Origin of the sequence: Streptococcus cristatus ATCC 51100, from assembly GCF_000222765.1 — a bacterium.
GTDB classification, from domain to species: domain Bacteria; phylum Bacillota; class Bacilli; order Lactobacillales; family Streptococcaceae; genus Streptococcus; species Streptococcus cristatus.
This window is the reverse complement of the sequence record NZ_AFUE01000010.1, coordinates 144,167-157,750: the sequence shown is the minus strand read 5'-3', so window position 1 is coordinate 157,750 and position 13,584 is coordinate 144,167. Positions and strand designations below refer to the sequence as shown.

General features: G+C 44.0%; 16 protein-coding genes. 1 reads left to right on the top strand and 15 read right to left on the bottom strand.

What is annotated here, in order from left to right; genetic code table 11:
- Window positions 1-88 precede the first annotated feature (88 nt).
- From yghU to miaA, 14 genes are all read right to left on the bottom strand, one after another.
- On the bottom strand, window positions 89-877 hold the full coding sequence (gene yghU / locus HMPREF9960_RS09630) for a glutathione-dependent disulfide-bond oxidoreductase (RefSeq protein WP_005590496.1): 789 nt from the start codon (window positions 875-877) through the stop codon (window positions 89-91).
- Window positions 878-945: 68 nt separating this feature from the next.
- Window positions 946-1,626, bottom strand: a complete 681-nt coding sequence (locus HMPREF9960_RS09625) for a DnaD domain-containing protein (RefSeq protein ID WP_005590497.1) — start codon at window positions 1,624-1,626, stop codon at window positions 946-948.
- A gap of 9 nt (window positions 1,627-1,635) precedes the next feature.
- Window positions 1,636-2,577, bottom strand: a complete 942-nt coding sequence (metA, locus tag HMPREF9960_RS09620; RefSeq protein ID WP_005590498.1) for a homoserine O-acetyltransferase MetA — start codon at window positions 2,575-2,577, stop codon at window positions 1,636-1,638.
- Window positions 2,578-2,677: 100 nt separating this feature from the next.
- Entirely contained in the window at window positions 2,678-3,190 is a 513-nt protein-coding gene (locus HMPREF9960_RS09615; RefSeq protein WP_005590499.1) for an adenine phosphoribosyltransferase, read from the bottom strand.
- A gap of 121 nt (window positions 3,191-3,311) precedes the next feature.
- Window positions 3,312-5,531, bottom strand: coding sequence for a single-stranded-DNA-specific exonuclease RecJ (gene recJ / locus HMPREF9960_RS09610; RefSeq protein WP_005590500.1), 2,220 nt, complete (start codon window positions 5,529-5,531; stop codon window positions 3,312-3,314).
- Window positions 5,532-5,750: 219 nt separating this feature from the next.
- Window positions 5,751-6,803 carry an acyltransferase family protein gene (locus HMPREF9960_RS09605; RefSeq protein ID WP_005592481.1) on the bottom strand — a complete coding sequence of 351 codons (1,053 nt, stop codon included), beginning with the start codon at window positions 6,801-6,803 and terminating at the stop codon, window positions 5,751-5,753.
- 38 nt (window positions 6,804-6,841) lie between these two features.
- Entirely contained in the window at window positions 6,842-7,552 is a 711-nt protein-coding gene (locus HMPREF9960_RS09600; protein WP_005590502.1) for a class I SAM-dependent methyltransferase, read from the bottom strand.
- Window positions 7,553-7,558: 6 nt separating this feature from the next.
- Window positions 7,559-8,314 (bottom strand): SDR family NAD(P)-dependent oxidoreductase, encoded by a 756-nt coding sequence (locus HMPREF9960_RS09595; RefSeq protein ID WP_005592502.1) that lies wholly within the window; start codon window positions 8,312-8,314, stop codon window positions 7,559-7,561.
- A 25-nt stretch (window positions 8,315-8,339) separates the two neighbouring features.
- Window positions 8,340-8,540: a hypothetical protein gene (locus tag HMPREF9960_RS11145; protein WP_005590504.1), complete on the bottom strand. Its 201-nt coding sequence runs from the start codon at window positions 8,538-8,540 to the stop codon at window positions 8,340-8,342.
- 33 nt (window positions 8,541-8,573) lie between these two features.
- Entirely contained in the window at window positions 8,574-8,831 is a 258-nt protein-coding gene (locus HMPREF9960_RS11140; protein ID WP_005590505.1) for a hypothetical protein, read from the bottom strand.
- Window positions 8,832-8,870: 39 nt separating this feature from the next.
- Window positions 8,871-9,800 carry a ribonuclease Z gene (gene rnz, locus HMPREF9960_RS09585; protein ID WP_005590506.1) on the bottom strand — a complete coding sequence of 310 codons (930 nt, stop codon included), beginning with the start codon at window positions 9,798-9,800 and terminating at the stop codon, window positions 8,871-8,873.
- A 10-nt stretch (window positions 9,801-9,810) separates the two neighbouring features.
- The gene (locus HMPREF9960_RS09580) at window positions 9,811-10,434 is read right to left on the bottom strand and encodes a hypothetical protein (RefSeq protein WP_005590507.1); all 624 of its coding nucleotides are present in this window, start codon (window positions 10,432-10,434) and stop codon (window positions 9,811-9,813) included.
- The gene (gene hflX, locus HMPREF9960_RS09575) at window positions 10,427-11,665 is read right to left on the bottom strand and encodes a GTPase HflX (RefSeq protein WP_005590508.1); all 1,239 of its coding nucleotides are present in this window, start codon (window positions 11,663-11,665) and stop codon (window positions 10,427-10,429) included. Before hflX ends, HMPREF9960_RS09580 begins: the two co-directional genes overlap by 8 nt.
- A 31-nt stretch (window positions 11,666-11,696) precedes the next feature.
- Window positions 11,697-12,581, bottom strand: a complete 885-nt coding sequence (gene miaA, locus HMPREF9960_RS09570) for a tRNA (adenosine(37)-N6)-dimethylallyltransferase MiaA (protein ID WP_005590509.1) — start codon at window positions 12,579-12,581, stop codon at window positions 11,697-11,699.
- Window positions 12,582-12,663: 82 nt separating this feature from the next.
- On the opposite strand from miaA, the gene HMPREF9960_RS10195 reads away from it, so the two are divergent.
- The gene (locus HMPREF9960_RS10195) at window positions 12,664-12,834 is read left to right on the top strand and encodes a DUF3042 family protein (protein ID WP_005590510.1); all 171 of its coding nucleotides are present in this window, start codon (window positions 12,664-12,666) and stop codon (window positions 12,832-12,834) included.
- A gap of 244 nt (window positions 12,835-13,078) precedes the next feature.
- Here the strand turns inward: HMPREF9960_RS10195 and HMPREF9960_RS11085 are convergent, their stop codons facing one another.
- A complete protein-coding gene (locus tag HMPREF9960_RS11085) occupies window positions 13,079-13,477 on the bottom strand; it encodes a hypothetical protein (RefSeq protein ID WP_005590511.1) in 399 nt (132 codons plus the stop codon).
- Window positions 13,478-13,584 lie beyond the last annotated feature (107 nt).

The window sequence follows — 13,584 nt, the reverse complement described above, 5'->3', positions numbered from 1 at the left end:
AGTATATCATTTTTAAGGGTATAAAAAAAGCAGCGGAGGAAAAATCAGCCTGTTAATAAACTGATTCTGTTTCGCCACTCGTCACTTTTTATTTGATTTCTTGATACTCGGCAGCTAAACCACGCTGGACTGCCGGACGAGCCGCAATCTTCTCCGCCCAGGCAACTAGATGTTTGTAAGATGCAACATCCAAGAACTCCGCTGCTCCGGTATAGATCTTATCTTGCACCAACTGACCATACCAAGACCAGATAGCAATATCAGCAATACTGTAGTCATCTCCAGCAATATAAGCTTTATTGGCTAATTCTTTGTCCAGTAAATCCAGCTGTCGCTTGGCTTCCATGGAAAAGCGATTGATAGGATATTCTAGCTTTTCTGGAGCATAGTTAAAGAAATGACCAAATCCGCCCCCCAAGAAGGGCGCCGCTCCTGTCTGCCAGAAGAGCCAGTTGAGCACCTCAGTCCGACCAGCCAAATCTGACGGAATCAGCTTTCCAAACTTCTCTGCCAGATAGAACAGGATATTTGCTGATTCAAAGACAGGAACCGGCTTATGACCTGACTGATCCAACAAGGCTGGAATTTTGGAGTTGGGATTGATTTTCACAAAATCTGAGCCAAACTGATCTCCATCCATGATGCTGATCTTATAAAGGTCATAGGTGGCCTCTGTCACGCCTGCTGCCAGTAGTTCCTCCAGCATAATCGTCACCTTGACCCCATTTGGAGTCCCAAGTGAATAAAGCTGAAAGGGCTCTGTACCGACAGGAAGCTTTTGTTCAAAACGCGCGCCCGCAGTAGGCTGATTGATACCTGAAAATTTTCCTTGGTCGCTGTCCGCAGCGGACCAAACTTTTGGCAATTGATAGGTCATACTTTTCTACTTTTTTTATAAAACCAAGGGCCTGTCAAATCTAACAGACCACTGTAAAACAAATAAAGTCAGTCCTTCCACAAATTCATGGCATTGAGAAAATCATCCGAAACCGTTACATTCTGTGGATTACTTGCTTCACGCTCCGCCCGTTTGGCTTCTACTTGAGCTTGGGTTGTAATACCTTCCCGCCGCCAATTACGCAAGATCGCCTGGATATATTTCCAATTAGGCTTGCCATTGAAAACCGCTTCGCGTAGGGCAGCCTTGACCAAATCTGGATTGGTTTGATCGTCCTTAATGGTCTTGGTCAAATCCTCAATTTCAAATGGAGTCAAAAGACGGCCCAATTCTTGCTGGAAGGTTTCAACTAGTTCCTTGAGAAGATTGCCATCAGATGCTGGCCTTGACCCAGTAGGACTAGAATTGCCTAGGATCTCATCTAGCTTTTCTAAGGCTGGCGAAGCATCAAAAATCGCCTCGATTTCCCCATTCAGTTCAATGGTTCTGTACTGGAGCAAGCCTTTTTCCGTCAGATGGGACATGGAACGATTGACCTCGGATAAGGTCTTGCCAATATGCTCCGCAATCTGACTGGGCGCAAATTCCTCCAATGAGGTGGTATTTTGCAAATAAAAAAATTGCCAGACCAAAAAATCATCACTGGAATCAAAAATGTCTTTAAAATGCAAAAAGAGGGCACTTGGAAGAACCAAGTTGCCGTTTTTGTAAGCTGCTAAATAAGTCATAGTACCTCTTTATAAATAAGCAAAGAAGGATGCATCATTCTCTGGACTTTGCCAATCAAATGGCGTTTCTTGATAGACTGCATAATTGACCCAATTACTGAAAAAGAGAGCTGCCGCCAAACTCCAGCGCAGACAAGGAGTTGTATTCACATCATCATTCTTGAAGTAATTCTCAGGAATATGAGGATCCTTGCCCGCTTCCAAGTCACGGAAATACTCCTTGGCAAGGGTATCACGGTCGTACTCCATATGACCAAAGCTATACACCTCTCGCAAGTCACGACTCGCCAAAACGGACAAGCCCGTGTCTTCTCCCTCGGAGAGAATCTCTAGATTGGTCAGATTAAGAATGTCTTCCTTCAGTACTTCTGTATGCCTTGAATGAGGCGTGATAAATTCATCATCAAAACCTCTAAAAAGTAGATTATTGCTTGGAGCCGACTGCTCGTAAACACCCGAAAGTTTCTCTTCCATCTGGTGCTTATCCACGCCATAGCGAGCATAAAGGCCAGCCTGTGCTCCCCAACAGATATGTAAAGTCGAAAAGACATGAGTCTTGGACCATTCAATCACCTGCTGGAATTCCTCCCAATAGTCTACTGCCTCAAAGGGCAGATGCTCTACTGGCGCTCCTGTGATAATCAAGCCATCAAAGAAACGATGTTTGACCTCATCAAAAGTCTTGTAAAAGGTCTGCATGTGTTCCACTTGGGTAGTCTTTGACGTATGAGAAGTCATATAAAGAAACTCAATGGTCAGCTGCAAGGGCGTATTGGCCAAATGACGTAAAATCTGAGTTTCCGTCACCATTTTCTGGGGCATGAGATTGAGTATCAAGATATTCAAGGGACGAATATCCTGATGATCTGCCCGGTCATCATCCATGACAAAGATATTCTCAGAGCTTAAAATTTCAACTGCTGGAAGCTTCTTATCAATCTTGATAGGCATGAAAATATCTCCTTTTGTTTAATATACTCATTATACTCAAAGGAGATATAGTTTTCAATTATACTTTTTCTCTAACTAGATATAGTAATAAGCTATATCTTTAGTAGTGCATCAATACTTTGTAGTCATAATCGCCGATTGCTTCGCGACCTTTGAGCTCATCCAGCTCGATAAGGAAGGCACAGCCAGCAACAACTCCGCCAAGGCGCTCAATCATTTCAATAGTCGCCTTAACTGTTCCACCAGTTGCAAGAAGGTCATCGACAATCAGAACGCGTTGGCCAGGTTTAATTGCATCCGCATGCATAGTCAGAGTATCTACACCATACTCTTTTTCATAGTCAGCTGAGATAACTTCACGAGGAAGTTTGCCAGGCTTACGGACAGGAGCAAAGCCAACTCCTAATTCAAAGGCAACTGGACATCCTACGATAAAGCCACGCGCTTCTGGACCGACGATCATGTCGATTTCCTTGTCAGTCGCATACTGAACAATTTCACGTACAGCGTAGCTATAGGCATTTCCATCAGCCATCAAAGGGCTAATATCACGGAAGAGAATCCCTTCCGTTGGGTAGTTTTCAATGGTTGCAATGTAATCTTTTAAATTCATAATGTTCTTTCTTTCAAAAAATTTTTTACTCTCTATTATACCATGTTTTATTCAAAAAGGCTCTAACAGTCTTTCAATTTTTTTAGATATGAAAGATTTGTAAAACAAGGAGGCCTTTTCCCTAGCAATCCATGAGATAGTCGTAAATCTCCTGCACGGTGCCCAGAGCCATGAGTTCTTGTTCTTTGACCACGCGCTTGAGGTCTTGGTAAATATGACTACTGTCAATCTCTTTCTTTTCAGCTTCCTTATTAACTGTCATGACACCTTCGGTGATGCTGACAAAGCCCAGCTCTTCAAAAATCTGAATCATTTTGACCAAGAGAATTGGGTCGATTTTCAGGTAATCCGCCAACTCTTTAAGTTTATAGCGAACATCAAACTCAGGGAACTGGTAGATTGTCTTGTAAAGTTTAGCAAATTGCTCACGAGTACCATAACCGGTCAGATAGTAAGGCTTGGCAATCTCATTCTTAAAGTAAATCGCTTCAAAATCCTGAGATTGAAGAATTTTCTTCAAATCCTGCAAGTCATCGGGCAGGTCGTAAACTACAACTGCTTTGCTATTTGTCAAATCCGGCAATTCCTCTGTGAAACGCAAAACTGGAACCTTGTCAGGCAGCGTCGCATTTTTGCTGCGGATATTGAAAAGCTGTACGCCGTCCACACGAGCATCTACCAGCATGAGCTGGAGACTGGTCTGGCCGTTCCATTTATTGACAGAGAGGCTGACAGCTAGCTCTAGATTCTTGGTCTGGGCAAACTCTGTCGCCAGGTTTCCTTGCCCAAAAGCTACTACTTCAAAAGATGCATCTTCCTGAGAAATTTTCAGCTTGAGATGGCTATTGCCAGCCCCCATAGTCCGAGCATTATCCACTTTAAAGTCCTTGAGGTAAAAGAGTGGCTTCTTATTGTCCATACCAAAAGGCGCAAGTTTTTCGAAGCTTTTGAGTGTGTCAAGGGTCAGTTCTGGCAGATGTAGCTCCTCATCTAAATAGAGAGCTGTTTTGCCAGTCAAATCCAAATCATTGTCTAAGATGTAGGATGTCAGGATATCAGATAGTTCTGCTAGTTTGTCTGCCTCAAGGGTCATTCCAGCTGCTCCAGCATGGCCGCCAAAGGCTACAAATAGATCACGGTGGCTGTCCAAGGCCTCAAAAATATTGACCGCTTCAATACTGCGAGCGCTACCCTTAGCAATGCCATCCTCAATATTAAGCACTATGACTGGCTGGTGCAGCTCTTCCAGCAAGCGCCCAGCGACAATCCCTAGCACACCAGGATTCCAGCCTTCCTTGGCCAGCACCTGTACTGGTCTCTTAGGATCCAGCATAGTTTGTGCTTCTTCATAAATCTGCTGGACAATTTCCTTGCGCTCATCATTTTTCTGGTTGATCATAAGAGCAATGTCACGAGCTTCTTCATCGTCAAAGCCTGTCAAAAGCTCAACTGCTGGATTTGGATCATCCAGCCGTCCCAGTGCATTGAGTCGGGGGGCAAGCTGGAAACCAACCGTTTCTTCATCCAGTTCATCAGGCTGAATACCAGCTATTTTGAAGAGTTCCTGTAGACCTATTCTCTGAGTGTTTTTGAGGACGGAAAGGCCGTATTTGACCAAAATCCGATTTTCCCCCGTCAGACTGACTATATCGGCAATGGTACCAATGGCAACTAAGTCCAAAAGTTCGACTTGAACTTCTTCCAGCAAGGCTGTTGCCAACTTAAAAGCCACTCCACAACCAGCTAGATGCTTGAAAGGATAATCCGCTCCGCTATGTTCCGGATGGACAATCGCATAGGCGTCTGGCAGCTCCTCAGGCATAGAGTGATGATCCGTCACGATGACATCTACGCCCAGAGACTGGGCCAGCTCGATAGCTTCAAGTCCCGCCACTCCATTATCTACCGTAATAATGAGCGAGATGCCTTGATTTTCAATAAAATACTTGTAAACACTGCTATTAGGACCATAGCCGTCCGTAAAGCGATTGGGCAGATAGACCTGACACTCAGCCCCCAGCTGCTCCAAGGCTTCCTTGACAATAGATGCCGAGGTCATGCCATCAGCGTCATAATCACCATAGATCAGAATCTGCTCATAATTCTCAATCGCTGCACGAATGCGCTCCACTGCCCGCTCCATATCATGCAGATCATAAGGGTCGTGAAGCTGGTCTAAACTAGGCTCCAAAAATTCCTGCAAGGCCTCTTCATTCTGCACACCTCTTTGATAAAGAAGACTAGCAGCGGTGGGTTCTAATCCAGCTTTTTTAGCCTTTTTTAAAAAATTTTCGTCTGTAAAATTAGTGGCAAACTGCCAGTCATATTTTGAGCTAATCATGATAAGTGAAACACTCTCTCCGTTCAATCTTGTCTGAATATTATAACATGGAAAAGCGACAGAACAGAAGAAAAAAGCACGGAATATTTCTTCTGTTCTATCACTTAATGTTTTACTTCCTCACTGGGTTAAAATTTGAGCAAGGGCAATTTTGCTGGATTTTCGCTTACCAGCTAGAACTTCTCCGATCGGTAGATCCGACTTACTAGCTTTCTTTCGCTATCCTATTTCCTTTGTCAGTCTTTGCTTCAAGAACAAGCGCTTCCGAGCCAATAAAATGACTTCTGCGCTTAGATGAGTTAAGAGCAAGGTTAGCAAAAAGACAATCCTTCCCTGCTGCCATTTGGCAAAATCGGTCTTCTGGAGCAGATAAAAAGAGGATTCTATAAAAATTGGATGCAAAAAGAAGTATAAAACACTCAATTCTTTAAGGTGATACAGATGCCAGTTTTGACCAATTCTTGTACGCAAAATCCAATTCACCAGAAATAGAGCAAAGAGGGGCAAAGCCAAAAAGAAGTTCTTGTCAATCCCCTGATGGATGAAGACAATCCACCCATCTAGCAGCAAAAGAAGGCCAGACAAGAATAGCTTTTTCCCATAATATTTCCTAAAAATGCTAGACTGCCGATAATCATAAAGAAGATAGCCTAAGTAAATAAAAATGGGAGTATAGAAAAGGCCGTTTCGGGTGGTGAAGAAAATTTTAGCATAGGCATCAAAAGACTGGGTAAGCCAGCTATTTGAGAAATAAGCGTAGTATGTCTCGATCGAGCCTACTACATAAAGCAGGAGTAGAAAAATGCCCGTCTTTCTAGCACCCCATTTTCTATAAACATAGTGAACAAGTAAAAGGCCCAAGAGAAAGGCGGGAATGTACCAAATTTGATAACATAAGCCGATATACAAAAGTCCAGCCAACAAGGCCAAAGGAGCGTAATGTTTTTGAACTGGCAAGGCCCAAAAATACGCCAAGGCATAAGGAACATAAATCCCGCTCCACAAAAGATACTGCTTCAAAATACGCTTAATGTACAACTTCATGTCCTGCTTCTTAGCCAAGCTGGACTTTAGCATAAAAGCTGATGAAATCAGGAAAAATGGCACTGCCATACGACCAAACATACTTTTCTGAGTAAAATGTAAGACTTCATTTTCAAAAAGTCGCTGACAATGCACCAAAATTACCAAAATTGAAGCCATGTACTGAAACAAACTGAGCATGGCGTAGTTGACCGGCTGCTCAGGCTCTCTGACATTTCTTTCTGTCATAAATACTCTCCCTAGGAAGATGTGCTTGATAAATAGATTTAGCGCTTGCTCAGCCAAACATGCTGAAAGGCAGCAATGTCTCGATAAGGTGATTGGTTGCAGACAACCAGCTCCATCTCAAGCATCTTTTCAGCCCAGTCAGGGGCAGTTTTGTAGTCATTGGATTGCAGCCCGTAAAAAATCCGTAGTCCTTGATAATCTTCAACTTCTAATGGGAGACCTGAAATCACATCTTGGACCTGATAGACCATTGCAGCTCCCATGCTGTGGGTTTGATATGCCTGACCCGCTAAAAGCTGCTGGGCCTTTTCTGGGTCATTTTCAAAAACCACCGTATGCATAATCCTTCCAACCTCGTGGTGCTTGACCAGAGAAATTTTGCCGTCCTTTTTTAAGAGACGGGAAAATTCTGTCAAATAAAGAGCAGGCTCAGACACATACTCTAAAACATTATGACAGATGATGACATCAAAAGACTGGTCTGGCAATGTTTGCAGAACTTCGAGACTGCCTTGCAATTGCTCATAGGAAAAGTTCTGCTTGCGCTCAGCAATCATTTCTGAGTTCGGCTCGATGGCGGTCACTTGGTTCTTTTCCGCTAGAAAATCAGCCACAATTCCAAAACCACTACCGAAATCAAGAATTTTCTGGCCCTTCAGCGATTTAAGAAAAGCAAAAATAATATCATACTGAAGTTTGCCCCAAGGCGCCTGCAGATGAGCCTTGTAAGCTTGTAGATTAGCTGTCATAAAACCTCACTTATAGTTAAACATATTGGCTGCCATCTTGTCGGCAATTTTTGGAAAAAGGGTATAAAGCTTGTGCGCTAGATTGAGAATCCCTGGTAAATTCATTTCCCGCTTCTTTTTGCCAAAAGATTTGACAATTTTGCCTGCTACGAAGTCAGGCTCAAGCATATATTTGTCCACTGCTTTCACATAGGAACCATCAGGATCTGCTTGATCGAAAAAGGAAGTTTTGATAGGACCGGGATTAACTGTCGTGACATAGACCCCAAAAGGCAGGAGTTCCAAACGCAGAGCATTGGAAAAACCAATCGTTGCAAACTTGGTCGCTGAGTAAAGACTGGACTTGCTACTTGCAATGAGACCGGCCATACTAACGATATTAACGATATGGCCTCGGCCTGCCTGCTTCATGCGAGCACCAAAGATACGGGACAGATTCATCAGGGCAAAGGTATTGACTTCAAACATAGCCTCGATATCGCTTGAGCTGATTTTGTCAAATTCTTCAAAAATTCCATAGCCAGCGTTATTGACTAGGACATCGACGTGACCATATTGGCTGTCAATCCGCTCAGCAAATCTTTCCAAAGCTGAGCTATCTGTGATATCCAGCTCCACTAGGTCAAGATTTTCTTTTTCTCCATATAGTTTTTCCAGCTTAGCCTTGCTCCGTCCGACCAAAATCAGTCGGTCATGGGGCAAGAGTTTAACCATTTCCTGAGCCAGCCCACCGCTAGCTCCTGTGATGATGATGGTACGCATTGTTCTGCCTTTCATGTTGTTAATATCAATGAAATCTTTTTCCAGCTAAATAGTCAGCATAAGCTTGATCAATGACTGGAGCAAAAAGATGATAATCCTCCCAGCTACCTAAAAATTCCAAAGGTAGGTCGTACAAGTCATTGACTACAAATTCAGAATAATCCTTCATGTACTGATGCTCATAGTAATCGTTCACAAAAGCCTGAAAATCCCTTTTGACATCCATTGTGCCCAATTTGCCATCACACCAGTCTAGAACTTAATCCACACCCAAAGTTTGCTCGTCTTTGACACTCTGGAGTGATGTTTCTTCATCAGGAGTCATCATTTCCTTTGCATCATGCTGGATGAGCCAAGTAACGAAAAAGCCAATATGATTCGCAGCCCAACGATGGATCTCTCGGTAATCATCTTTTGTCAATTCTTCATTTTGTAATTGGTAGCTATAAAGATAGTTGGTTAATGCATCCTCAAAATACCAATCAGCTTTATCTAATAAAAGATTTTCAACTGTCATCTTATTTTCCTCTCAACGAAACTGTCTGAGACTTTAGAATTATAACTCAACCTCTTCCAAATCCTTGACTACATGGACATTTTCAAAGATAGCACTGGCATCACGACGCATTTGGCTAATGTCTTTCGATAAGAAACGCGCGCTGACATGATTGAGCAGGAGGCGTTTGACACCAGCTTCTTTGGCTACCTCTGCGGCTTGCATATTGGTCGAATGACCATGCTTGCGGGCCATCTTTTCATCTCCCTTGCCATAGGTCGCTTCATGAACCAGCACATCTGCCGCCACAGCCAAGCGAACGCTTGAGTCTGTCTTTCTAGTGTCACCCAAGATGGTAATAGTTTTACCCGGACGAGGAGCTGAGATATAGTCGGCTGCGATGATTTTGGTCCCATCTTCTAGGACGATATCCTGACCGTTCTTGACCTTGCCAAAGAGGGGGCCAAAGGGAACACCCGCTGCCCGTAGTTTATCTGCATCCAGCGTTCCTTCCAAATCTTTCTGCATCACCCGATAACCCACGCAGAAAATCGTGTGGTCTAGCTTATCCGCATAAACAGTAAACTTGTCCGTTTCCAGAATCTTTCCCAGACTGTTTTCATCAAACTCATGAAAATCAATCCGATAAGGCAGGCGAGAACCAGACACGCGCAAGCTTGTCATCACAAAGCTTTTGATACCGACTGGCCCATAAATTTCCAAATCCGTCTGCTCTTCATTGGCCTGAAAAGCTCGGCTAGAGAGAAAACCTGGCAAACCAAAAATGTGGTCGCCGTGTAGATGCGTGATGAAAATCTTTGAAATCTTACGAGGTTTAATCGTCGTCTCCAAAATCTGGTGCTGGGTACCTTCACCGCAATCAAACATCCAGACTTCATTGATTTCCTCCAAAAGCTTGAGGACAAGACTGGACACATTGCGGGCCTTGGACGGCTGACCGGCTCCAGTTCCTAAAAATTGTAATTGCATATTTTTCTTTCTAAATGATATAAATCATGGCAGAGCGATTCTGCGAGTGATAGTATTTTTTGCCAGCATAGGACTGGGCCAGCTGACTGACTTCATCTTGATTGTAACCCAGAACTCTCTGGCTGCCATCCGCCAACTGCTGCCAATCAGTCAAAGCAGTCAGCGCCTGACTGTCCACGACTTGAGATTCAGCTTTGAGAGGTACCATTTTTATTCTCCCAGCTTCTTCGTAGACCAAGTACTGTGGGAAGACTTGCGCGATTTCAAAGAGCAGGTCAGCTGTTACCGACTCTGGCTTTTCAGGGAAGACCAAGCCGACTTCCTCGCTCTCAAAGCAAAATCCATAGGACTTGCCAGAAAGATTGAGTCGGACAAAAGGCTTGCTTTCTACAAAGCTAGGATTTGGATTCCATAAGTCCAGCGCTTGCGTAATTTCTAGAAAATAGGCTGTTGCAGCTTCTGGACTTTTCTTTTGATAAAGCTCAGCAAAGTAAGCATTGATAACGCTGGGCGGCGGTGTGATAAAGCTACGCTTCTGCTCCTCTGTCAAGCCAGCCAATACTTGCTCTAAGTAGACCCTGTCTAGGCTCGTAAAACCGCCGTATTTCAGGGCCAATTCAATATAATCAGTCATAAAATTCTTCCAGTCTCCATTTATTTTTTTCGGCAATCCAGCCCGAAATCGTTTCGACATCATCTATGTATTCTCGATTCCCCATAATTGCGACTTTCTCTAAATCATGAATCTTGTAGGCTTTAGCCGGCGCTACTTTGATGGTAAAAGGCACAAAGAGCTCTTTCATCCGCTCCAGCAGGACTTGCTGCAAAAGAGCTCTGCTATTGTCCGCCTTAGCCGAAATCAAAGAATAAGGAGTCACGGTCGGGGTGAAATTCTCCGCCTTATCCGCTTTGTTATAGAGAGTCAGACGGGGAATATCCAGCATGTCCAGCTCTTTCATGATGTCGAGGACAGTCTTTTCGTGCTCCTCATGATGAGGGTCGCTGGCGTCAATGACATGAACCAGCAAATCGACATTTTTGCTCTCTTCCAGCGTGGATTTAAAGCTGGATACCAGCTCCGTCGGTAAATCCTGAATGAAGCCAACTGTGTCTGTCAGAGTGACATTGAGCTGGCCACTGAGGTTGATGTTCTTAGTCGTGGCATCCAGCGTCGCAAAGAGTTCGTCCGCCTCATACTGGCTCTTACTGGTCAAGCAGTTCATGATCGTAGACTTGCCAGCATTGGTATAACCGATGAGACCGATTTTGAAAATGCTGGACTCTAGCCGCTTTTCACGAACGGTAGCCCGATTTTTCTCCACAGCCTTTAGCTGGCGTTCAATATCATGAATCTGATTGCGGACACTGCGTCGATTGAGCTCCAGCTGACTTTCACCAGGACCGCGAGAGCCAATGCCACCTGCCTGACGACTGAGCATAATGCCCTGTCCAACCAAGCGAGGGAGTAGGTACTTGAGCTGGGCTAGATGCACTTGCAGCTTGCCCTCATGACTCCTAGCCCTCATGGCAAAAATATCCAAAATCAGCTGCATACGGTCAATGACCTTGACCCCCAAGCTTTCTTCTATATTAACATTTTGCCGAGGTGTCAGACGGTTATTGACAATGACGGTCGAAATCTCTTCGGCATCAACCATCTGTCGGATCTCTTCTAACTTACCAGAACCGACAAAGGTCTTGCTATCATACTTTTCTCGCTTCTGGCTATAGGAGCCGACTACCTCAGCTCCAGCAGTCTTAGCTAGACTTTGCAGCTCCTCCATGGATAGGTCAAAATTTTCCGTGTCTGGCAATTCCACACCGACCAAAAAGACACGCTCTACTTTTTTCTCTGTTTCTATCATCTCATATCCTTACTAAAACTTGGTCAGCCAGCTATTTGTCCAAAAAATTCTTGATGTCTTCCATGACCTGTTTTTTATAATCTGGATATTCCACCTGATAAAAGGTCACAGACATCCGATTGCGAAACCAAGTCAGTTGCCGTTTGGCAAAACGGCGGGTGTTCTGCTTGAGCTTGTCCACCGCCTCTTCTAGACTAATCTGGCCTTCAAAGTAGGGGAAAAGTTCCTTGTAGCCAATTCCTTTGCTGGCTTGACTGGTCGGAGCTTTCTCAAACAGCCAGCGAGCTTCTTCTAAAAGTCCGCTTTCTATCATCAGATCAACCCGCCGATTGATTCGCTCATAAAGTTTTTCTCGTTCATCATCTAGGCAAATCAGCAGGGCTTCATAGTCTGGCTGGCTGTTTTCTAGCGAACCTCCCAGATGGGCAATCTCCAGCGCTCTCATAGCTCTGCGTCGATTTATCTGTGGAATCTCGATACCTAGCTCTGCTATTTTCCCAAACAAAGCTTCATCTGACCAACTATCCAGTTGTGCCCGATAGGCTAGAATCTCCTCGTGAGGGACGGAGCCGCCCAGATGATAGCCCTCGAGCAAGCTCTGGATATAGAGTCCCGTACCACCGCAAATGATGGGAAGCTGACCTTGAGCCTCTATCTCACGAATAGCCTGAGCCGCCTCGGTCACAAAGTCATAGGCCGAGTAGCTCTCGCCAACCTCCCGCACATCCAGCAAATGATGGGGAATGCCCTCCTGCTCCTCAGGACGAATCTTAGCCGTGCCAATATCCAAGCCACGATAGACCTGCTGACTGTCACCGCTAATGATTTGGCCATTGAAGCGCTTGGCTACCTCGATACTCAGAGCCGTTTTCCCAACTGCCGTCGGCCCCACTATCACAATTATTTTGGTTTTCATCTTTTTTCCTTGAAAAAATTTTGATTTTTCGTTACTATTAATTATAACATAAATAATAAAAGTTCAGAAAAGGAGAAATCACATGGCTAAAGGATTTGGAAAAGGCGTTCTTACAGGTGTAGCAGGTACTGTCGCTGCTCTTGCTGGTGCAGTCTATGCCTTTAAGAAAAAAGTTATCGAACCTGAGGAACAAAAAGCAGCTTTCATCGAAGAAAACCGTAAGAAAGCCGCTCGCAAACGTGTAGCACACTAAGCCTGCACATTTTACAAAAGAGAGTGGGACAGAAATCGGTCATTCGTTAGAATTCGATTTCGTCGTCCCACCTCCGCACAGTTGAGTAGGGCTGTAAAAGCTGATGAAATCAGCCTAGTAGAGCCCACTCAACCACTGCGTCTTGCTCGACATTCCACAGACAATTGAGAGGCTAGGACTTTTGTCCCAGCCTCTTTTCTTTTGTAGAAAACAGCAATCAGGATAACTGCTACAGCTAAAACAATTAATCTTTTACATTTCTCTCTTTCTTAGATGGCTGAATGCCATGAGAGCTAAAGATATAATTGCTTAAGAGCGAAAATACTAACAAGCCAAGCACAAAAAACAAATCATAAGTGGGGTCAGAAGATAGGGACACGAAGGGAATTGCAAGACACAAAATTGTGACATAAAAGATTTTCAACTGCTTGATATAAAGCCAGAAGAGTTCAATGCTCCGACTGCCACTGATCTGCGACTTAGACTTACTTTTCGCGTACCAGATGATAAAGGCTTCCGCATAACAGAATAGACTTAACAAAAAGACCATACTCCCAAAGCGAATCTGCAGTAGAATGCCCACTGCTAACAATAAGATGAAACCTAAGCTCGTAGCAACTACTGCTCGCCTAGTATTAGTCATAAAATCAACCCCTTTAAAGGATAAATTCAAAGAATGTCTTTAGCAGTTTTTTTCTTTTTATTCTCAAGTAATCAAAAAATCAATCCTTATTTCTATGATGAGAACTA